Raw genomic sequence first — 20,639 nt, forward strand, 5'->3', positions numbered from 1 at the left:
GCCATGCTCGGCAGGGGCATTACCGGTACAGCCTCTGCCGAGCATGGCTCGGCACTACAGTGAAGCGTCACCGGTACAGCCTCTGCCGAGCATGGCTCGGCACTACAGTGAAGCGTTGCCGGGACAGCCTCTGCCGAGCATGGCTCGGCACTACCGTTGGATCAATCGCGCTGCGGGCGCTTGTAGGCCACGCAATCCACTTCCACCTTGCAGTCCACCACCATGCGGCTTTCGACGCAGGCGCGGGCCGGCGGGTTTTCGCCGAAGTAATGCTTGAACACGCCATTGAAGGCGTAGAAGTCGCGGGCGTCGTCAAGCCACACGCCGCAGCGCACGACATGCTCGGGGCCGTAGCCGGCTTCGGCCAGGATCTGCAGCACGTTGCCGATGACCACGTGCGACTGCTCGGTCACGGTGCCGGCGACCAGTTCGCCGTCGCGCATCGGTACCTGTCCGGACACGAACAGCCAGCCATCGGCTTCGACCGCGCGCGAGAACGGCATGTGCTGCTTGCCTTGGCCAACGCCACCTTCGGCGCCATAGCGTTTGATGTCACTCATCGGTATTCCTTTATATGGGTACAGCGGTTGCAACTCAGGCTGCTGGTGCAGCCTCGGGGCAGACAAAACGGCCGGCGCGGGCAACGACCTGCTTGCCGTCGTAGCTCAGGCGTCCGTTGACCCAGACCGCGTTGATGCCATCGGCGGCGCGGATCGGGTCGTGGAAACTTGCCGTGTCACGTATCCGTGCCGGGTCGAACAGCACCAGATCGGCGTACCAGCCAGCACGGATGAAGCCGCGTGCACCCATCGCGAAGCGTGACGCGGGCAGGCCGGTCATCTTGTGCACGGCGGTATGCAGCGGGAACAGCTGCTCATCGCGGGCGTAATGGCCAAGCACACGTGGGAAGGTGCCCCATAGCCGCGGATGCGGACGCGGATCGCGCGGCAAGCCATCGGAGCCGATCATGGTCAGCGGATGGGTCAGGATCTGGCGTACGTCGGCCTCGTCCATGCCGTGGTAGACCGCACCGGCCGGTTGCAGGCGGATCGCGGCGTCCATCAGCGAAACGCCCCAATCGTTGGCGATGTCGGCCAGCAGTCGCCCACCTTGCTCGGGCTCGGGCTCGGACCAGGTGATCAGGATGTCGAAGGCGTCGGTGACCTGTTTCAGGTCCAGAGTCGAGGCGCTGGCGGCGTACGGATAGCAGTCACAGGCGACGTCCTGGGTGGCCGAAGCGGCCTGCAGGCTGGCCAGCACTTCGCCACTGCGGCCCCAGTTGTCGATGCCGGCGCACTTCAGGTGCGAGACGCGCACGGCCGCCTGCGGTGCACGTGCAGCATGGAAGGCTTCCTCCATCGCTTCAAGAATCCCGCCGAACTCATCGCGCAGGTGGGTGGCGTACAGCCCATCGCGTGGCAACTCGGTTGCCAGCGCATCGACTTCCGAGGACGGTGCGCTGAAGGCCGAGGCGTAGGCCAGTCCGCTGCTCAAGCCCAATGCGCCTTGCGCGAGGCTGTCGCGCAGCTGCGCGCGCATCGCGATGATTTCATCCGCGCTGGCAGCGCGGTCCAGCCTGTCCATGTGGTTCTGGCGCAGGGCAGTGTGGCCGACCAGGGCGGCCACATTCACCGCAGGGCCGACGAGCTCCACTGCCTTGCGGTAGCTGGTGAAATCCGCATAGCGGAAGTCCTCGGCATCGCCCAGCAGGTTCATCGGGTCCGGCACCTGGCCGCGTATCCGTACCGGGCTGGCGCTGATGCCGCAATTGCCGACCACCACGGTGGTCACGCCCTGTGACAACTTGCTGAGCATGTCCGGGTTGCGGATTACTTCCAGATCGTCATGGGTATGCACGTCGATGAAGCCCGGTGCCAGCGCCAGCCCCTGCGCGTCGACCACGTGCGCCGCCGGCGCGTCGCCGAGTTGGCCGACTGCCGCGATACGCCCGGCATAGATGGCCACATCACCCTGCACGCCGGCCCGGTCGCTGCCATCGAAGATCAGGGCATTGCGTATCAAGAAATCATGCATGGATCAGTCACCCAACGGCAGGCGCGAATCGCCGCCACGGTGGCGGTCCAGGGCCAGCTTGATGCGGCGCAGATGCTCGTGGTTGGCGTTGGCGTCGTTGAGTGCGGTGGTGGTGGCAAGCACGTCGATCGCCAGCATCATCGCGTAGCGCGAAGCCGAGGGCTTGAACACGAAGTCGGTTTCCTCGATCTGGATCGGTAGCAGCCAGTCGCTGCGTTCGGCCAGGGCGGTGTTGGCCTGGGTGATGGCGCCTATGCGGGCACCGTAGGTGCGTGCGATGTCCACCGCCGAGATGATTTCCGGAGTGATGCCGCTGACCGACAGCACCAGCACCAGATCCTGCGGGCCGAGCGTGGCGCCGATGATCTTCATCATCAAGGCATCGCTGCAGGCCGAGACAGGACGCCCGAAGCGGACGAAGCGGCTCTGCAGTTCCTGTGCGAATACCGTTGAGCAGCCACCGAGACCGAAGATGTGGATCATCCGTGCCTGGCAGATGGCTTCGGCCAGTTCCTGCACCACGTCCTCTTTCAGGTTGGCGATGTTGTGGCGCAGGCTTTCCTGGATGTCATCGCAGATCTGCGCGTACAGCGCGGATACCGGTGGTGCGTTCTGCTGCTCGAGGAAGCGTTTGCCGACTGCGCTGGCCGAGGCCAGCCGTGCGCGCAGTTCGCGGACGTGCTCGCAGCCGAGCGCCTTGGCAAAGCGCGAGATGGCGGCGGCGCTGACTTCAGCGCATTCGGCCAGCTCGCTGACGCCGTACTGCGCGGCGGCATCCACATCGGCGAGGATGGCCGCGGCAATCCGCGCCTCGACCGGGCTGAACTCGTGCTGGCGCTGGCGCAGCTCATAGACGATATCGAACGTATTCTGCGACATGTTCAAAGCACCATGGACAGGGCCATCACCAAGGACAGGGCGATGACGGAAATGAGGGTTTCGAGCACCGTCCAGGTCTTGAAGGTCTGGGCGACAGTCATGTTGAAGTATTCCTTCACCAGCCAGAAGCCACCGTCGTTGACGTGTGACAGCACCACCGAGCCGGCACCGGTGGCCAGCACCAGCAATTCAGGGTGGGCATAGCCCATGGCGGCTGCAATCGGCGCGACGATGCCGGAGGCGGTGGTCATCGCCACGGTTGCCGAGCCGGTGGCGATACGCATCAGCGCGGCCATGGTCCAGCCCATCAGCAGCGGCGACAGTTCAAAACGCTGCGACAGGCCGATGATTTCCGCGGCGACGCCGGTGTGCACAAGGATGCCGTTGAGACCGCCACCGGCGCCCACCAGCAAGGTGATGGCAGCGGTGGGGGCCAAACACTCCTGGGTGAACTTGAGGATCTGCTCACGGCTGAAGCCGCGCATCAGGCCCAGGGTGATGAAGCTCATCAGGGTCGCCAGCAGCAGGGCGACCACCGAGTGGCCGATGAAGCGCAGGCCGTGGTTGAGGGCCGAGCCGGGTGTTGCGATCTGGTCGGCCCAGCCGCCGAGCAGCATCAGCACCACCGGCAACAGCAAGGTGGCCAGGGTGATGCCGAAGCTGGGCAACTGCTCATCGGGAATGCGGCCATGGCCTTCGTCCAGCAGCGCCGCTTCCATCGGGTTGTGTGCGGGCAGCTTGACCCGTGGCGCCACGAACTTGGCGAATACCGGACCGGCGACAGCAGCGGTCGGCAAGCCGATCAACAGCGAATAGAACACGGTGCGGCCGACATCGGCGCCATAGGCATTGACTGCCAGCATCGCCGCCGGATGCGGCGGCACCAGACCATGCACCACCGACAAGCCGGCCACCATCGGCAGGCCGACCAGCAGCAGCGGTACGCCGGTGCGACGGGCGACGTTGAGCACGATCGGGATCAGCAGCACGAAGCCGACTTCGAAGAAGATCGGCAAGCCCACGCAGAAGGCGATCAGCATCATTGCCCAGTGCACGTTCTTCGTGCCGAAGCGGGCGATCAGGGTACGCGCGATGCGCTCGGCGCCGCCGGACTCGGCCATCATCTTGCCGAGCATGGTGCCCAGCGCGACGATCAATGCGATATGCCCCAGCGTCTTGCCGACACCTTGTTCGTAGGCGGGCAGGATCTCCGGCGCCGGCATGCCGGCAAACAGCGCCAGGCCCACCGACACCAGGGTGACGCTGATGAAGGGATTGAGTCGGAAGCGGGCGATCAGCACGATCAGTGCAAGGATCGACAATGCGGCGTAGATCAACAGCAGATTACCGTCGGTCATGCGTACAGGCTCGATGGAAGCGGTTAGAACTGCGTGGAAACAGCGCCGACAACGCGGTGCGCGTCATCGACCACCAGCAGGTGGCGCCATTTGTCGAAGGTCAGGCAGGGGTGGGAAATGTCGAAACAGAGCATGTCGCCCACCTGCAGCTCATCGTCGGCCTGCAGTTCGAGGAAGGCGTGCTGGTCCATCATCGCCGTGACCTTCCAATGCGCGGCGGCGTTGCTCGGTGCCGCGTCGCCAGGGCGATAGTGCAGCGCAGGCACGGGGAAACCGGCATCGAAGGCTGCGTCGCGCTTGCCCAGGCCGATGATGGCCTTGCCCGGTTCCGGCCGCGACTGCACGTAAGCCCATAGCCGCAGCGCCGGCTGCAGGCTGCTGCCCATCTCGCGCGCGACCGGATTGCTGGCGTGGATGCGCTCGGCCGCCTGCCGGTAGATGCCGACATCGTGGCTGAGATAGCAGCCCGGACGCAGCACGATCTGCGCATCGGCATCGTTGGCAAGCACGGAGAATTCCTCGGCGACCACGTCGAACCAGGCCGAACCGGCGCCGCTGAGGATGGCTGGCAACTGGCGGAAGCCGCCGCTGGTGCGGATCGCCTGCCACTGCGCAAGGCTGCGCTGCAGCATGGCGCGCACGCCAGCCTCGTCGCCGGCGACACCTTCATAGACTTCCACGCCGACCAGTGCGACCGCATCCGGCCAACGCGCAATTTCATCCAGTACGGCCTGCGCCTGGGCGTCATCGCGCACGCCGGTACGGCCACCGGCCAGACCAATCTCCAGCAATACCTTGATCTGCTGCCCGCGCGCACTGAAGTAGTTGCCCAGCGCGGCGACATTGGCTGCCGAGTCCACCACGCAGGCGAACCAGAAGCCCGGGTCGCGCTGCTGCAGGGAGGCGATCAGCTCGAAGTTGCCCTTGCCGACCAGCTGGTTGGCCAGCAGCACGCGCTGTACGCCCTCGGCATGGGCGGCAACAGTCTGCGGCGCGGTGGCCAGGGTGATGCCCCAGGCACCGGCATCGAGCTGCATGCGGAACAGCGCCGGGCTCATGGTGGTTTTGCCATGCGGCGCCAGTTGGCAGCCATAGGCCTGCGCGAATTGACGCATCCACTGCAGGTTGTGCTGCAGTGCCGGGGCGCTGAGCACGGCGGCGGGCAGGCTCAGCTGCTCTTCGAGGATGGCCGGTGCGGCGGCCGCAAGCGATGCCCCTGTCCATGGGCCATTGCTGGGAAGGCCCTTGCCAACGAGAACTGATTCGGAATGAAAGTAATTTTCCTGCACGAACACTACCTCTTGCCGTGGTCACCCGGGGTCATGGGTGGCGATTGGGGCGAAAGGTGGAGAATACGTGAAAATTATTTTCTTGTGTGCCTGGTGCTTATCAGGCTGCGGTTGGGGGCGGGGACCTGGAGGGCCAACTGGCCACGCCCAGCGAATACGCCGGTGTAGCCCAGCATCTGCCCGCGCAGTTCATCACGGCGCTGGCTGGCGGTCCAGTCCGAGTTGCAGCCGGCTGTCCCGCAGCAGGTTGGGGTGTTGGCTGGGCTCCAAAAAAGCGACGTAGTGTCGAGCCATGCTTGGCGAAGGCATTGCCGGTAGAGCCTCTGCCGAGCATTGCTCGGCACTACAGTGAAGGTTGCCGGGTAATGCCCCAGCCGAGCATGGCTCGGCTCTACGGGTGCAGCGGGGTGCGTTGCTGGTGTGTGCGAGCTGGTGCTGGATCGTCCTTGGAGCAGGTGGCTTCGCGACGGTTCTTTTTTGCGTCCCGAGCTTGTCATCCTCGGCGCTGAAACTGGCGCAAATGCACTGGCGCTGATGGCTCGAAATTGTGCGGTTGCAGCATGAATGCGACAGCGTAGCGACAGGTCCAACTGCCTTAACGGCGTTATCATCTCCCGTCCTTCTTGCCCATTAGCGCTCACAACTCGATGTCCAACGAAGATTTCAAGCAGGCCGCCCTCGAATATCACCGGATGTCGCCGCCCGGCAAGATCAAGGTGGTGGCTACCAAGCCCATGTTGACCCAGCGTGACCTGTCGCTGGCGTATTCGCCGGGTGTGGCCCATGCCTGCGAAGCGATCATGGAAGACCCGGCCATGGCCAGCGAGATGACCGCGCGCGGCAATCTGGTCGGCGTGATCACCAATGGCACCGCGGTGCTGGGCCTGGGCAATATCGGCCCGCTGGCCGGCAAGCCGGTGATGGAAGGCAAGGGTGTGCTGTTCCAGAAGTTCGCCGGCATCGATGTGTTCGACATTGAAGTCAACGAGAACGACCCCGACAAGCTGGTCGAGATCATCGCCTCGCTGGAGCCGACCTTCGGCGGCATCAACCTGGAAGACATCAAGGCACCGGAGTGCTTCATCGTCGAGCGCAAGCTGCGCGAGCGGATGAACATCCCGGTATTCCATGACGACCAGCACGGCACCGCGATCATCGTCGGCGCCGCCGTGCTCAATGCCATGTGCATCACCGGCAAGAAGATCGAAGAGGTCAAGCTGGCCACCACCGGCATGGGCGCGGCGGGTATCTCCTGCGTCAACATGCTGGTTTCGCTGGGTTTGAAGCCGGAAAACATCCTGGCCTATGACCGCGATGGCGTGATCCACACCGGTCGTACCGACCTGGACCCGGAAAAGGCACGGTACGCCCGCGATACCGACAAGCGCACGCTGGCCGAGATCGTCGACGGCGCCGACATCTTCCTGGGCTTGTCGGCCGGCGGCATCCTCACCAAGGACATGGTCGCCAGCATGGCGCGTGACCCGGTGATCTTTGCCTTGGCCAACCCCTACCCGGAAATCCTGCCGGAAGACGCCAATTCGGTGCGCTCGGACGTGATCATGGGCACCGGCCGTTCGGATTACCCGAACCAGGTCAACAACGCGCTGTGCTTCCCGTACCTGTTCCGCGGTGCGCTGGACGTGGGCGCGACCACCATCAACGAAGAAATGAAGGTTGCCTGCGTGCGCGCGATTGCCGCGCTGGCCCGCAAGGAAGCCTCCGACCTGGGCGCCGCCTACGGCGGTGACGTGCCCAGCTTCGGCCGCGACTACGTGATCCCGCGCCCGTTCGACCGCCGCCTGCTGGTGGAGCTGTCCTCCGCCGTGGCCCAGGCCGCGATGGATTCGGGTGTCGCTACCCGCCCGATCGCCGACATGGGCGCCTACCGCGACAAGCTGGCCCAGTTCGTCTACCGCACCAGCCTGTTCATGAAGCCGGTCTATGACCGCGCGCGCTCGGACAAGCAGCGTGTGGTCTACGCCGAGGGTGAAGAGGAAGTGGTGCTGCAGGCGGTGCAGAACGTGATCGACGAAGGTGTTGCCTTCCCGATCCTGATCGGCCGTCCGGACGTGATCGAGGCCCGCATCGAGCGGTTGGCACTGCGCATGCGTGCCGGTGTCGATTTCGAAATCACCAACATCAATGACGATCCGCGCTTCAACGAGTACTGGCAGTACTACCACGAGATGACCGGCCGCAAGGGCGTCACCGTGGCTGCCGCCAAGAACCTGATGCGCTCGCGTCCGACCCTGATCGCGGCGGTGATGGTTGCCCGTGGTGAAGCCGATGCGATGTTGTCGGGGCTGGTCGGCCGCTTCCACAAGAAGCTTGGTTATGTGCGCAGTGTTATCCCACTGGAAGCCAAGGTCAGCTCGACCTCGGCGATGACCGGCGTGATCAACAACCAGGGCGTGTTCTTCTTCGTCGACACCCACGTGCAGGAAGACCCGAGCGTCGAGCAGATCGTCGAATCGACCCTGCAGGCGGCGTACCGCATGAAGCTGTTCGGCATCGAGCCGAAGATCGCGCTGCTGTCGCATTCCAACTTCGGCAGCCACGATTCCAAGGACGCCCTGAAGATGCGTCAGGTACGTGCGGCGCTGCTCAAGCGCAACCCGCGCTTGAACGTGGATGGCGAAATGCAGGGCGACACCGCATGGGATGAAGCACTGCGCGAGAAACTGCTGCCCAACAGCACGCTGAAGGGCCGTGCCAACCTGTTCGTGCTGCCCAACCTGGAAGCGGCCAACATCGCCTACAACCTGGTGCGCGTGTTCACCAATGGCGTGGCGATCGGTCCGATCCTGATGGGCATGACCAAGCCGGTGCACATCCTCACCAGCAGCGCCAGCTCGCGCCGCGTGCTGAACATGACCGCGATTGCCGCGGTCGATGCGCAGATCCGCAAGCAGATGGAAGCCGACCGCGCGGGTTGATTGTCAACCCGCACGTGTCTGAGCAAAGCCGGCCTTGTGCCGGCTTTTCTTTTGCGGGTGATGCGAGAACTGTCGATCGTTTGCCGAAGCTGCCTTTTGTGGGAGCGGCGTAAGCCGCGAAGCAGATACCCCATCAGAAGAAAAACCGCCTGATACTTCAATAATGCCAGCTTCGCGGTTTACACCGCTCCCACAAGCAGTGGCATGTGTTTCGGACAGGCGGCGCCGATTCAACCTTCGGTCGCCGCCGAACATCAGAACTGTGGAATCTTCTGCGCTTCCACTATCTGCAATACCAGTTTGCGGGTGGCTGCGCGGCAGGATCGATAGGCCAGCAACAACCTTCGCTCCGATGGATCGTCCACCAGCTCCGCATTCTCGCCGGGTATTGCAGCGGCGACTGCATCCAGTTCACCTCGCCCCGTCGCCAACCATTCAAACGAAACATCCGTCACCAGGGCAATGGTGATCAAACGCATCGTGCTGGGCGATATGCCCGTCGGGCTTTCCCAGTTTCCCACCGCGCTACGGCTTACTTTCAGTTGGCCAGCCAACTCCGCCTGCGTCATCTTCATCTTTCTCCGCGCTTTGCGGATGCGGATTCCCAGATGGTCATGCATAAATTTCTCCTCGAGCGTTGACCATGAGAGCCGACCAAAAGCCTAAGCCATTGCGAGCTTGCGCAGTCGGCAAAGACTTATTGTCAATGTTCATTACGCCCGTGGATTATCGGAACGAAACTCGTCATCGATATTGACGACTTTTGCCAATGTAAATTGCATCGTCCGCTGGCGTGGCGCGATGTCGTTAGGCTGCAGCGCTGGTGCTGATTGATGGCGGTTAGTCGTTGGTATAACGCTGACAGATTGATTGGCTTATTTCCTAAGTGTTGAGCCGTTGGTGCAGGCGTGGCGCAAACCGAATCGAATGAAAAACTGCAGGCTGTCGGTCATCACTGGTGGTCATGGATGGAATTCAAGCGGCCTGCAAAACTGTGCCTGTATTCAGCAGGTACATTCGTGCTGTTGGCTGCCGCGGCGATGACGTTTGCCATCCGCGGCGGCAATGAGGACGCTGTGGTGGTTGGCCGGCTGGTGCCTGTACAGGGAATGGCCACGGTGTTGGCGCCGACGGGAGGGGTTGTACGCTGGCTGGATGCTGACGACGGCAAACGTGTGGTCGAAGGCGATACGTTGGCGTTGGTTGCTGCACCACGTGCGATGCCAGAACTGGGTGACGCCAACCTGGCGCTTGAGCATGGCCTGCAGCAGAAAGAGGAAAGCTTCGTGCTGGCGCGCGATGCATTCAAGGAGCAGTTGGCGGCGCAGGCAACAGGCCTGCATGAGCAGATGCAGGCAGCCCGTGCCGAGGCGCAGCAGATCGCACTTGAGGTGGCTACGCGGCGGGAGCAGATACGGCTCGCCGGCGATGTGTTGGCTCGACGCCGAGGATTCGAGGCGGCATCTCCCGCGGGCCTTGCCGCCGCCGAGCAGCAGGAGACGCTGCTGCTGGAGTACACAGTGCAGCTGCAAGCGCTACGCCGGCAGCAAGCCACCACGCAGCGCCTGATCGCGCAGCTGAAGCAAGCCGTGCAGGAGTTGCCTGGGCGGCAGAAGGCCAACGACGCCACCTACGCGGAACATCTGGCGCAGTTGCGCCTGGATCAGGTTGAGAACGAAGCCAATGCTGCGTTGCTGGTAAAAGCACCGGTAGATGGTGTCGTGGTTGCACGGATGGTCAAGCCGGGGCAATCGGTGCAGCCAGGCCAGCCGCTGCTCAGCCTGCTGCCCGGCGATGGTCGGCTCGAGGCCGAGCTGATGGTGCCGGGGCGCGCGATCGGGGCAATGGCACCTGGTGATCGGGTGGTGTTGCGCTATCAGGCATTTCCGCATCAGAAGTTCGGCACGCAGCAGGGCACCATCGCGCACATCAGTCGTACGGCGGTTGACAGTGAAGCGGCCGGTTCCGCGGTGGAGCTGCCCGCAATGAAGGAGGCCTTCTATCGCGTGACCGTCGAGTTGGCCAGCCAGGCGATCGTGGCCCATGGCCGCTTGGAGCCGCTCAAGCCAGGCATGATGCTGCATGCGCAGGTTACCGGCGAGCGGGAGCCGTTGAGTGATCGTCTGCTGCAGCCCATGTATTCGTTCGGGGGCTGGTTGGGCGGTCGCTGATGGCTGGTGGTTGCAACGATTGAGAGTCGTCCCGATCGGATGCATGCAGATGCCGGGCTCCTTGGTATGGCGTCACACTATCGTCGGGTTTTGCGATGATTGGCGCTGGGGGGCTGGCCGCACTCGACGCGACGTCGGGAGCACCACGCGTATGGGTTTGTGCGTTGATCGAATACTTATGAGGACTGGATTCCGATGATGAAGCTTCCGTGTACTGGCCTGGCTATGGCGCTTTGCTTGGTATTGGTGCCGGTGGCGCAGGCAAAGCCGGTCGTGGCGACGGTGCCCGCCAGTGTGCAGGCCGGCCCCTGCGTCGAAGGTGTGTGTGAGTACCGTTTGCAGAATGGCCTGCGCGTGCTGTTGTTTGCCGATGCCAGCAAACCAACCGTTACCGTCAATCTGGTCTACGGCGTTGGCTCGTTGCATGAAAACTACGGCGAGACCGGCATGGCGCATCTGCTTGAGCACCTGATGTTCAAGGGCACGCCCAGGCACCCGGATATCCCGGCGGAAATGCAGAGGCGCGGGATCAGCAAGAACGCGACGACCTCATTGGATCGCACCAATTACTTCGCTTCGTTCCCGGCCAATGCCGACACCCTGGACTGGGTGCTGGGGATGGAGGCCGACCGCATGCTCAATGCCAAGGTGGCCAAGTCCGACCTGGACGGCGAGATGACGGTTGTCCGCAATGAAATGGAAGCAGGCGACAACAGCCCGATCGGCGTGCTGATGAAGCGCATGCGCTCGGTGGCTTTTGATTGGCACAACTACGCCAACATGCCGATTGGCGCGCGCTCGGACGTGGAAAACGTGCCGATCGAGAACCTGCAGGCGTTCTACCGCACCTGGTACCAACCGGACAATGCCTTGTTGATCGTCGCTGGCCGCATCGACAACGAGCAGGTGCTGGCACGGGTTGCCGCGCATTTCGCACCGCTGAAGAAGCCCTCGCGGACCATGCCCGTATTCCACACAGTGGAACCAGTGCAGGACGGCGAGCGCGAAGTCACCGTTCGTCGCAATAGTGATCTGTCGCTGATCGCGGCCAGCTACCATGTTCCCGCACTTGCGCACGCCGACAGTGCGGCGCTGACAGTGTTGGCTAACGTACTTGGCGACGATCCCAATGGGCGGCTGTACAAAGCTCTGCAGAAGCTAAAGTTGACAGCGTTTGCCAGCGCCAGTGGTGAGACTTTGCGCGACCCGGGTTTGTTCACTTTGGTGTCGGCCCTGCCCAAGGACGGTGATGCAGGCAAGGCGGCGGCTGAGCTGTTGAAGCAAGCCGAAGCGATCGCTGCAATGCCGGTCACAGATGCGGAAGTGAGTGCTGCCAAACAGCGCATCGGTAACTCCGTTGAAAAGCGCGCAAGTGATGTCAATGCGATGGCGATGGCATTGTCCGAGTATCAAGCGTCCGGTGATTGGCGCCTGCTTTTCGTGCAGCGTGATGCGATCGAGGGTGTTACTGCTGCGGATGTGAATCGCGTCGCAGCGGCCTATCTGAAGCCGCAGAACCGTACCTTGGGCCGTTTCGTGCCCACCGCTGCGCCGGACCGCGCGGTGATTCCCGCCGCGCCGTCAATTGCCATGCTGGTGGATGGCTACACGGGTAGCGCCCCGGTTGCAGCAGGTGAAGCGTTTGAACCCAGTCTGGGAAACATCGCGGCGCGTACCGAAACCTTCATCATTGGTGATGGTTTGCAGGTATCGCTGCTGCCCAAGCGCAATCGCGGCCAGACGGTAATTCTAGGTGCCAACTTCCACTTTGCCGACGAGCAATCTGTTGCCGGGCGCCGCGTCGCGGGCAGCTGGGTTGGGCCGATGTTGATGACGGGTAGCCAGAGTATGAGTCGAGAACAGATCTCCGCTCGATTTGACGCGCTCAATACCAACGCACAGGTTAGTGGAGGTTTGCAGGGGGCTGGCATTCGTCTTGAGGGTCGGCGCGATACGCTGCTAGATGCGCTGCGCTTGGCGGCCAATGTGCTGCGAAATCCCGCCTTTCCGGCTGAGCAGTTCGATCAGCTTCGGTTGCAGGCCATCACTGGTTTGGAGTTCCAACGCAAGGAGCCAGGGGCCTTGGCATCGCTGGCGTTGAGCCAGTATTTCGATCCTTGGCCGGTTGGGCACCCGCTGCACGTGCAATCGATCGATGAGTCGCTGGCCCGATTGAAGGCGCTCAAGCTGGAGGATGTGCGTGCCTATCACCGGGACTTCTACGGTACTGCCGCGGGCGAGATCGCAGTGGTAGGTGATTTCGACCCGGTGGCATTGAAGGCCGAGTTGCAGTCCTTGTTTGCCGACTGGAAGGCGCCCAAACCCTACGCGCCGATCAGCACGCATTACCGGGATGTCGCCGCAAAGCATGAACGTTTCACCACCCTGGACAAGCCCAATGCAGTGCTGCTGGCACGGCAGAACATCTCGATCAATCTGACCGATGCGGATTTCCCCGCGCTGAACATCGCCATTGCCATCCTTGGCGGTGATCCGCTCAAGGCGCGCTTGGGCGCGCGCATCCGCCAGAAGGATGGTTTGAGCTACAACGTTGGCGCCGGGTTGAGTGCCGATGAGAGCCGCACAGGCCGTGACGACAATGGCAGCCTGAGCATCCAGGCGATAGCAGCACCGGAAAACATGGGCAAGCTGGAGGCCGCGCTGCGTGAGGAGCTGGTCCGGTTGGTTGTCGACGGCATCAGCATGGAGGAGCTGCGCAGCGCAGTGGCCGAAAAGAAGGTGGCACGTGAGCAGTCGCGCGCAACCGACGAGATCATCGCCGGACTGTTGAGTGACCATCTTTACTACGGCCGCGACATGACGTTTGAAGCGCAGCGTGATGCGGCCTACCAGGCGCTGACGGTGCAGCAGGTCAATGCCGCCATCCGCAAGCATCTCAAGCCGGAGCAGCTGAGCGTGTTTGTCGCGGGTGATTTCAAGTAACGGCGGCGTCAGGCAACAGGGCAACGGGGAGGTCGGCTGCCGCCCCGTTGCTGACAGCCGGCAATGGCACTCAAGGCTGCAGGCCGGCCGCCGCGGCGATTGTGACCGGCGGGGTCGCTGTCCGCCCGGCTCAGGCCGGACCCGGTAGCAGGGCAGGTGGCACGGTCCCGGTTGCGGCGTGGTGGTGGCCGGCTTTTTTCTGCCAGCACGGCATCGAAGCGGCCGCATCGGCCCGGCGCTGCTAGAATTGCGCAGACCTGTTTTTCTGTGAATGACGCCATGAGCCATACCGCCACCGCGCCCGCCAACGCCGAGAAGCGTTATACCGTCCATCGCGCTGACCTGCCGCTGAGCTGCCCGACGCCGGAAATGGCGCTGTGGAACTCGCATCCGCGGGTTTACCTGCCGATCGAAAACGAACCCAATGGCGAGGCTGCCTGCCCGTACTGCGGTTCGGTATTCGTACTGGCCGACTGATCGCTGATCGATGCGCCGTTTGACGGTGGTGCAGTTGCTGCCGGCGCTGCATTCCGGCGGCGTCGAGCGTTCAACTCTGGAAATTGCAGCGGCACTGGTGGCTGCCGGCCACCGGGCCCTTGTCGTGTCTGCAGGTGGCCGCCTGGTGCAACCGCTGCTGGACAGCGGTGCCGAGCACCTGACTCTGGACATCGGCCGGAAGTCGCTGCTCACCCTGCGGCACGTGGCATCGCTGCGGCGCCTGTTCAGTGAAACCGGCGCCGACATCGTGCACGCCCGTTCGCGCTTGCCGGCCTGGCTGGGCTGGTATGCGCTGCGCGGCATGCCGGTCAGCCAGCGTCCGCGTTGGATGACCACCATGCACGGGCTGAACTCGCCCGGGCGTTACAGCGGCATCATGGCCAGCGGCGAGCGGGTGATCTGTGTATCGCAGACCGTGCATGACTATCTGCTTGAACACTATCGGGCTACCGATCCGGCCAGGTTGCGGGTCATACCGCGCGGTGTGGACGTGGCCCAGTTCCCGCGCGTGGAGCGCAGCGACCGTCGGCCGCGCCTGGCCGTGGCCGCGCAGCATCCGCGATTGGGCGCGCAGGCGCCGTTGTTGTTGTTGCCTGGGCGCGGCACCCGCCTCAAGGGCCATGCGCACGCCTTGCAGCTGTTGGCAGCCTTGCGACGCGAAGGCCAACCGGCAATGTTGTGGATGCCCGGTGTGCGCGAGCCTGGGCGCGAAGCCTATGTGCGCGAGCTGGAACAGCTGGCGCAGACGCTGGGTATAGCCGACCACGTTGTTCTTAGTGAACCCACCAACCGTATTGCCGAAGCTTACGCCGCCAGCGACGTGGTGCTGCAGCTGTCCGACAAGCCCGAAGCATTCGGCCGCACCGTACTGGAAGCGCTGTCGGTAGGTCGTCCGCTAGCGGGCTGGAACCATGGCGGCGTAGGTGAGTTGCTCAGCCAGCTGCAACCGTCCGGCGCTGTCCAACACGGTGATCTGCGGCAGCTGACGCAATGCGTGCTGCAGCTGTTGCAGAACCCACCGTCGCTTCCGCGACGGATTCCCTATACGTTGCAGTCCATGCAGCGTGCGACCCTGGATGTCTATGCAGAACTTGGTAACTGATCGGCCTAATGTAGTGACACCGCGTCAGGTGGGCTGGTGGGCGCCGATATGGGTGGTCGCCTATGTCGCCTTGTTGCCGTTGCCGGGTATCGCCGAGTCGGTGCTGGTGCTGGGTGCCTTGTTCACCATGCTGCGCCTGTTGCTGCTGCGATTGAAGGATGGCGACGGTATCCGCAGCCTGTTGGGCGTGCCGGCATTGGCGCTCACCAGTGTGCTGTTCTGTGCGTACTGGTTGCCGCAGTTAGGCTCGGTGGTGGGTGCGGAGGATCAGGGCAAGGTATGGGGCAAGGTCGCCGCTGGGCTTCGCTACCTGCCTTTCATGTGGCTGGTAGCCATCGCGGTGGGTACCAGCCAGCGGCGCAGTACCACCTTTAGCGGCCTGGCGGTGGTCACCGGGCTGTGGACGCTTGATGCATTGCTGCAGGCTGCGCTGGGGACCAGTCCCTTGTTCTGGAGCCTGGATCAGCTCAAGTGGCTGAGCAGTGGGCACGGCCTGTGCACCGTGCAGGAGATTGCCGCGGCTGATCGCCTGCCCGGCGTCTTCGGGCCGTGCAATCTGAAATTCGGCCAGGTGCTGGCCAGCCTGTCGCCGTTCCTGTTGTTCGTTGTCGGCGCACGTTTGGGACGTTGGGGCTGGTTGCTGAGCGCCGCCGCTGTCGGCGTGGTGCTGGTGCTTGCCGGCTCGCGGGCTTCGCTGATTACCTATGCGCTGGTCCTGCTGGTCTCCGGTTGGCGCTTGTTGGGCGCCAAGTGGATGCTGCTGGTGGTGCTGGCTGGCGTTGTCGGCTTAGGCGCATTGACGGCCGGTTCGGCTCAGGTGCGTGAGCGCTTTGCGCGTACCGCGATGGCGTTCAGCGGCGGCGCCAGCGGGGTCAATGAGGCGCTGTCCGGTCGCAGTCAGATCTGGTCGGCGGCGCTGTGCATGGTGCGGGAGCACCCGGTAAACGGTGTCGGTGCTCGTGGTTTCCGCGATGCCTATCCTGGCTGCAACCCCTACCCGGAGCAGAAACCGGTATGGGGCGAAGGCCCGGCCCTGCATGCCCACCAGATCGTGCTGGAGATCCTTGCCGAGACCGGTGTGCTTGGCCTGTTGCTGTGGATCGCAGGTGCGGCAATGGCGCTGCGTGCCTGGATCTATTCCGGAGCACAGGCACGTGATCGGGCGCGTCCGGCCGCGCTGGCCTTGGCGGTGACGGTGTTCCCGCTCAATACCCACCTGGCGTTCTACTCCGCCTTCTGGGGTGGGCTGACGGTATTGCTGGCGGCACTGTATGCCGGCGCCTTGCTGGCCGAGCAAGGCGACTGAAGCTGCAGCTTCAGTCGTAGAAGTGGCTGCGGCCTTCGGGCTGGCGCTTGAAGCGGCGGTGGATCCACAGGTATTGGGTGGGGGCTTCGCGCACCATCTGCTCGATGGCGGCGTTGACCTGGGCGGTATCTGCAACCGCGTCGTCGGTGGGGAAGTCGGGCAGGGGCGGCGCGATCTTCAGCACGTAGCGGCTGCCTTCGCGCCGATGGAAGTAGGGGACCACGGCACAGCCGGTCATCCGCGCGAACTGATGGGTAGCGGTGATGGTGGAGGCCTGCATGCCGAAGAACGGCACGAAGACCGAGTCCTTGCCGCGCATGTCCTGATCCGGCGCGTACCACAGAAAACCGCCTTTCTTCAGGTGGCGAACGGTGGCACGGATGTCTTCGTTGGCGAACATCGCGCAGGCGTATTTCAGCCGGCCGCTTTTCACCGCCCATTCCATCACCGGGTTGCGGTACTTGCGGTACATGCCGGCCAGCGGCACGTGATCACAGAGCAGGCGGCCGCACATTTCCAGGGTCATGAAATGGCCTGATACCAGCAGCACGCCGCGCCCTTCGGCCTGCAGTGCCTTGAGATGCTCCAGCCCTTCCCATTGCACCTGCGGGCGGATCACGTCGATCTTGCCCCACCAGGCGCGGGCAAATTCAAATATGCCCACGCCGAGTGCGTCGAAGCTGTCACGCAGCAGCCGCTGCCGCCAGGCCTCGTCCTGCTCCGGGAAGCACAGCCTGAGGTTGACCTCGGCGGCATGGCGGCGGCTGCGAGCCAGGTGCAGGGCCAGCCAGCCGATGCCGCGGCCCAGGGCGCGTTGCAGTGTCCAAGGCAGGCGCGCGGCGATGAAGGCGATGCCTAGCCAGGCAAAGGTGGGCCAGTGACGTGGCTGCAGCAGCGAGGGCCGAGTGGCGGTAGTGGGTGAATCGGACATGGGTCGATTCTAAGCCACGCGGGTGACGGCAGGAGCACGGCAGGGTTTGCTGGAGTGGGCGGGGGGCGTGGGCGAAGGCGAACAAGCAAATGCAAAGGCACCCCTCCTCAATCCTCTCCTGCGCTGTGCGCAAGGGAGGAGGGCAAGCAAAGGCAGCCTTGCTCGATCCTCCCCTGCGCTGTGTGTGAGGCAGGAGGCTCAGCGAAGGCGGCGCGGCAGCTCGGTTGGCAGCCCTTCGTCTCACGCTGTTCCGGCGTTCTCCCGTATCCTTCGCCGATGCGTAAGGATCCAGTCGAACTTCTGTTGCGCGGCATTTACTCCGTCGTGCTCTATCTATTGCTGCCCATCACCGTGTACCACCTGGTGTGGCGCGGTTTTCGCGTGCGCGAGTACTTCCGACGCTGGGACGAGCGCTATGCCTCCTACCCGGAAAGTGGTGGCCAGCCGCGGGTCTGGTTGCATGCGGTGTCGGTGGGCGAGGTCAATGCGGCCGCGCCACTGGTCAATGCCTTGCGGGCGCAGCGTCCGGATATCCGTTGGATCATCACCACCATCACCCCGACCGGCTCGCAGCGGGTGCGCGCGTTGTGGGGTGATGCGGTCGATCATGTGTATCTGCCCTATGACGTGCCCGGCAGCGTCAGTCGCTTTCTAGGCCACTTCCAGCCCAGCCTGGCGCTGATCCTGGAGACCGAGCTGTGGCCGAACATGTTGTTCGGTTGTCGTGATCGCGGTATTCCGGTGTACATCCTCAATGCCCGTCTGTCGGCGCGTTCGCTGAAGGGCTACCGGGCGTTGAAGGCGCTGGTTGGTCGCGCGCTGCGCACGGTCACATGCGTGGCGGCGCAGTCGCAGGCGGATGCGGAGCGTTTCATCGAGCTGGGTGCATTGCCCGAGCAGGTGCAGGCCTTGGGCAATCTGAAGTTCGATATCCATCCGCCGGACACGACGCCGGTGCTGCAGGCATTTCATAAGCACGTGCCAGCGACGCGGCCGATATGGATTGCTGCCAGCACCCACGAAGGTGAAGAACAGGCGGTGATCGAGATCCACGAGCGCCTGTTGAAGCAACACCCGGATGCCTTGTTGCTGTGGGCGCCGCGACACCCCGAGCGCTTTGCAAAGGTTGAAGCCCTTGCACGCGAGGCGGGCTGGCGTGTGGCCACGCGCAAGGCGCAGCAATGGCCGGGTGCCGATGCCCAGGTATTCGTGATCGATACCCTGGGTGAGCTGATGGCGTTCTATGCGTGTGCGCAGGTGGCATTCGTCGGTGGCAGCCTGCAGGCCATTGGCGGGCACAACCTGCTGGAACCGGCGGCGATGGGTACGGCCGCGGTTACCGGCCCGCACCTGCATAACTTCGCCGAGATCTCGCGGCGGATGGACGAGGCCGGTGCAGTGTGCATCTGTGCTGATGCGAACGAGGTGGGTGCGGCCGTGTCGCGCCTATTGCAGGACGAGGCTGAGCGCGAGCGCATGGTGCAGGCCGGGCGTGCATTGGTTGCCAATGGCCGTGGCGCGCTGGAGCATACGATTGCGTTGATCACGCCGCAGTTGCCGCCACCCGGCGATATCGCCGCGTCGCAAGGATAAGTGCAGCGCGCCCCCGGCGCTTGTCTGTAGGAGCGGTGTAAGCCGCGAAGCTGACGTCGTTTGAGACCCAGGTGTAAGTGCATGCCGATGCTGCATCAGCTTCGTGGCTTACGCCTCTCCCACAAAGAAGCAATGCTGTGCCGCTTGGATGATGGTGCTCGCGAGCAGTGTTCCGAAAACAAGAAAGGCGGGCCGAAGCCCGCCTTTCTGCATCACGTTACTGCGCGTTGTTCGGCTGCAGCTTGGCGGCGGCATCCACCGTCAGCAGGCGGTTGATGTCCTGGATTTCGCTGATATCCAGATCGCCGATGGCCTGGCTCAACTGCAGGCGGGCCTGCAGGAAGTTGTAGCGCGACGTTGCGTAGTCCAGCTGGGCCTGGAACAGGGTGCGCTGGTTCTGCACCACGTCCAGCACGGTACGGGTACCGACTTCCAGGCCGACCTGCGAGGCGTCGTAGGCGCTCTGTGCCGAGACCACGGTCAGGCGACGCGCTTCCACTTCGCTGATACCGGCAACCAGTGCCTGGTAGGCATTGCGGGTGTTGCGGTCGAGGGCACGCTTCTGTTGCTCGAAGGTATCCTGGGCGATATCGCGACGGGCCAGCGCCTGACGCACACCGGACTGGGTGGCACCACCGGCGAAGATCGGCACGTTCAGGGTCAGGCCGATCGAGTTGGTGGTGGCGTCCGGAGCGACAGAGCCGCTACCAGTGGTGTCACCCCAACGCGCGCTCTTGCCCCAGCTGCCGCCCAATGACAGGGTCGGGTAGTGGCCGCCACGGGCGGAGGAGACGTTGGACTCTGCGGCGCTGACCTGCAGTTCCTGCGCCTTCAGCGCCGGGTTGCGCGAGACCGCATCGGCGACCAGCTGGTCGACATTGCCGCGGTTGGCCGGCACTTCCGGGCGGAAGTCGGCCGGCAGACCGCGCAGGTCGCGCACCGGCTGGCCGGTCAGCTCGGTCAACGCCTGGTAGGCGTCTTCCAGTGCATTGCGGGTGATGATGGTATTGGCACGTGCCTGATCGTACTGGGCACGGGCTTCGTGCATGTCGGTGATCGGTGCCAGGCCCACTTCCAGACGCTTGTCGGCATAGTCGAACTGCTTCTTGGCAGCGGCTTCGTTGGTCTCGGCAGCGGTCAGCGATTCAATGCCGACCAACACGTTGAAGTAGGTGGTCGCAGTACGCACCACCAGTTCGTCGTTGGCCGATTCCAAGGTGAAGTCGGCGGCCTTGCTGACATCGCGCTGCGCGCGCAGGTTGGCGAACTGGCTCCAGTTGAACAGGGTCTGGCTGCCGTTGATGCCGTAGTTGCGGGTCTTGGAGGTGGAGCTGCCGCTGATGTCGTCGTAGCTGGTGCGGGTACGGTTCAAGGATGCCTCACCGCCGATCTGCGGCAGCAGCGCAGCGCGTGCCTGCACCTGGCCTTCCTTGTCGAACAGGCGCGTGGATTCAGCCGCAGCCAGCTGCGTGTCACCGTTGCGGGCCATTTCGTAGACCTGCAACAGGTCGGCGGCATGGGAAGTCAGCGGAGTGAGAGCGACTGCCAGCGCAAGGGTGAGGGATCGGCGGATCATTGCGGCTTCCTTGGACGGTT

At 63.7% G+C, this 20,639-nt stretch carries 15 protein-coding genes; 7 read left to right on the forward strand and 8 right to left on the reverse strand.

Annotated elements, in window-relative coordinates; all coding sequences use genetic code 11:
* Nucleotides 1-161: 161 nt before the first annotated feature.
* Genes QMX78_RS04965 through QMX78_RS04985 form a run of 5 tightly spaced genes read right to left on the reverse strand, consistent with a single transcriptional unit; the run spans nucleotide 162 to nucleotide 5,560 of the window.
* Nucleotides 162-560: a RidA family protein gene (locus QMX78_RS04965; RefSeq protein WP_282267150.1), complete on the reverse strand. Its 399-nt coding sequence runs from the start codon at nucleotides 558-560 to the stop codon at nucleotides 162-164.
* Between the two features lie 34 nt (nucleotides 561-594).
* Nucleotides 595-2,034, reverse strand: coding sequence for a D-aminoacylase (locus tag QMX78_RS04970; protein WP_282267152.1), 1,440 nt, complete (start codon nucleotides 2,032-2,034; stop codon nucleotides 595-597).
* 3 nt (nucleotides 2,035-2,037) lie between these two features.
* Nucleotides 2,038-2,913: a MurR/RpiR family transcriptional regulator gene (locus tag QMX78_RS04975; RefSeq protein WP_282267154.1), complete on the reverse strand. Its 876-nt coding sequence runs from the start codon at nucleotides 2,911-2,913 to the stop codon at nucleotides 2,038-2,040.
* A 2-nt stretch (nucleotides 2,914-2,915) separates the two neighbouring features.
* On the reverse strand, nucleotides 2,916-4,271 hold the full coding sequence (locus QMX78_RS04980) for a gluconate:H+ symporter (protein ID WP_282267156.1): 1,356 nt from the start codon (nucleotides 4,269-4,271) through the stop codon (nucleotides 2,916-2,918).
* A gap of 23 nt (nucleotides 4,272-4,294) precedes the next feature.
* Complete coding sequence (locus QMX78_RS04985; protein ID WP_282267159.1) at nucleotides 4,295-5,560, reverse strand: amino acid deaminase; 1,266 nt, start codon at nucleotides 5,558-5,560, stop codon at nucleotides 4,295-4,297.
* Nucleotides 5,561-6,207: 647 nt separating this feature from the next.
* On the opposite strand from QMX78_RS04985, the gene QMX78_RS04990 reads away from it, so the two are divergent.
* Nucleotides 6,208-8,499, forward strand: coding sequence for an NADP-dependent malic enzyme (locus QMX78_RS04990; protein WP_282267161.1), 2,292 nt, complete (start codon nucleotides 6,208-6,210; stop codon nucleotides 8,497-8,499).
* Between the two features lie 254 nt (nucleotides 8,500-8,753).
* Here QMX78_RS04990 and QMX78_RS04995 read toward each other — a convergent pair whose 3' ends face one another.
* The gene (locus QMX78_RS04995) at nucleotides 8,754-9,119 is read right to left on the reverse strand and encodes a helix-turn-helix transcriptional regulator (RefSeq protein ID WP_282267163.1); all 366 of its coding nucleotides are present in this window, start codon (nucleotides 9,117-9,119) and stop codon (nucleotides 8,754-8,756) included.
* A gap of 288 nt (nucleotides 9,120-9,407) precedes the next feature.
* Here QMX78_RS04995 and QMX78_RS05000 point away from each other — a divergent pair, with 288 nt between their 5' ends.
* From QMX78_RS05000 to QMX78_RS05020, 5 genes are all read left to right on the forward strand, one after another.
* Nucleotides 9,408-10,670 carry an HlyD family efflux transporter periplasmic adaptor subunit gene (locus tag QMX78_RS05000; protein ID WP_282267165.1) on the forward strand — a complete coding sequence of 421 codons (1,263 nt, stop codon included), beginning with the start codon at nucleotides 9,408-9,410 and terminating at the stop codon, nucleotides 10,668-10,670.
* 198 nt (nucleotides 10,671-10,868) lie between these two features.
* Nucleotides 10,869-13,613 carry a pitrilysin family protein gene (locus QMX78_RS05005; RefSeq protein WP_282267167.1) on the forward strand — a complete coding sequence of 915 codons (2,745 nt, stop codon included), beginning with the start codon at nucleotides 10,869-10,871 and terminating at the stop codon, nucleotides 13,611-13,613.
* A 279-nt stretch (nucleotides 13,614-13,892) separates the two neighbouring features.
* Complete coding sequence (locus tag QMX78_RS05010; protein WP_282267169.1) at nucleotides 13,893-14,090, forward strand: zinc-finger domain-containing protein; 198 nt, start codon at nucleotides 13,893-13,895, stop codon at nucleotides 14,088-14,090.
* A gap of 10 nt (nucleotides 14,091-14,100) precedes the next feature.
* The gene (locus QMX78_RS05015) at nucleotides 14,101-15,213 is read left to right on the forward strand and encodes a glycosyltransferase (protein WP_282267171.1); all 1,113 of its coding nucleotides are present in this window, start codon (nucleotides 14,101-14,103) and stop codon (nucleotides 15,211-15,213) included.
* The gene (locus QMX78_RS05020; RefSeq protein ID WP_282267173.1) at nucleotides 15,194-16,519 is read left to right on the forward strand and encodes an O-antigen ligase; all 1,326 of its coding nucleotides are present in this window, start codon (nucleotides 15,194-15,196) and stop codon (nucleotides 16,517-16,519) included. Before QMX78_RS05015 ends, QMX78_RS05020 begins: the two co-directional genes overlap by 20 nt.
* Before the next feature lie 10 nt (nucleotides 16,520-16,529).
* On the opposite strand, the gene QMX78_RS05025 is transcribed toward QMX78_RS05020, so the two are convergent.
* Nucleotides 16,530-17,450: an LpxL/LpxP family Kdo(2)-lipid IV(A) lauroyl/palmitoleoyl acyltransferase gene (locus tag QMX78_RS05025; RefSeq protein WP_282267175.1), complete on the reverse strand. Its 921-nt coding sequence runs from the start codon at nucleotides 17,448-17,450 to the stop codon at nucleotides 16,530-16,532.
* 276 nt (nucleotides 17,451-17,726) lie between these two features.
* On the opposite strand from QMX78_RS05025, the gene waaA reads away from it, so the two are divergent.
* Complete coding sequence (waaA, locus tag QMX78_RS05030) at nucleotides 17,727-19,043, forward strand: lipid IV(A) 3-deoxy-D-manno-octulosonic acid transferase (RefSeq protein WP_282267177.1); 1,317 nt, start codon at nucleotides 17,727-17,729, stop codon at nucleotides 19,041-19,043.
* 217 nt (nucleotides 19,044-19,260) lie between these two features.
* On the opposite strand, the gene QMX78_RS05035 is transcribed toward waaA, so the two are convergent.
* Nucleotides 19,261-20,619 carry a TolC family outer membrane protein gene (locus QMX78_RS05035; RefSeq protein ID WP_282267182.1) on the reverse strand — a complete coding sequence of 453 codons (1,359 nt, stop codon included), beginning with the start codon at nucleotides 20,617-20,619 and terminating at the stop codon, nucleotides 19,261-19,263.
* Nucleotides 20,620-20,639 lie beyond the last annotated feature (20 nt).

The sequence above is a fragment of the Stenotrophomonas sp. PS02298 genome (assembly GCF_029959445.1).
Classification (GTDB): Bacteria; Pseudomonadota; Gammaproteobacteria; order Xanthomonadales; family Xanthomonadaceae; genus Stenotrophomonas.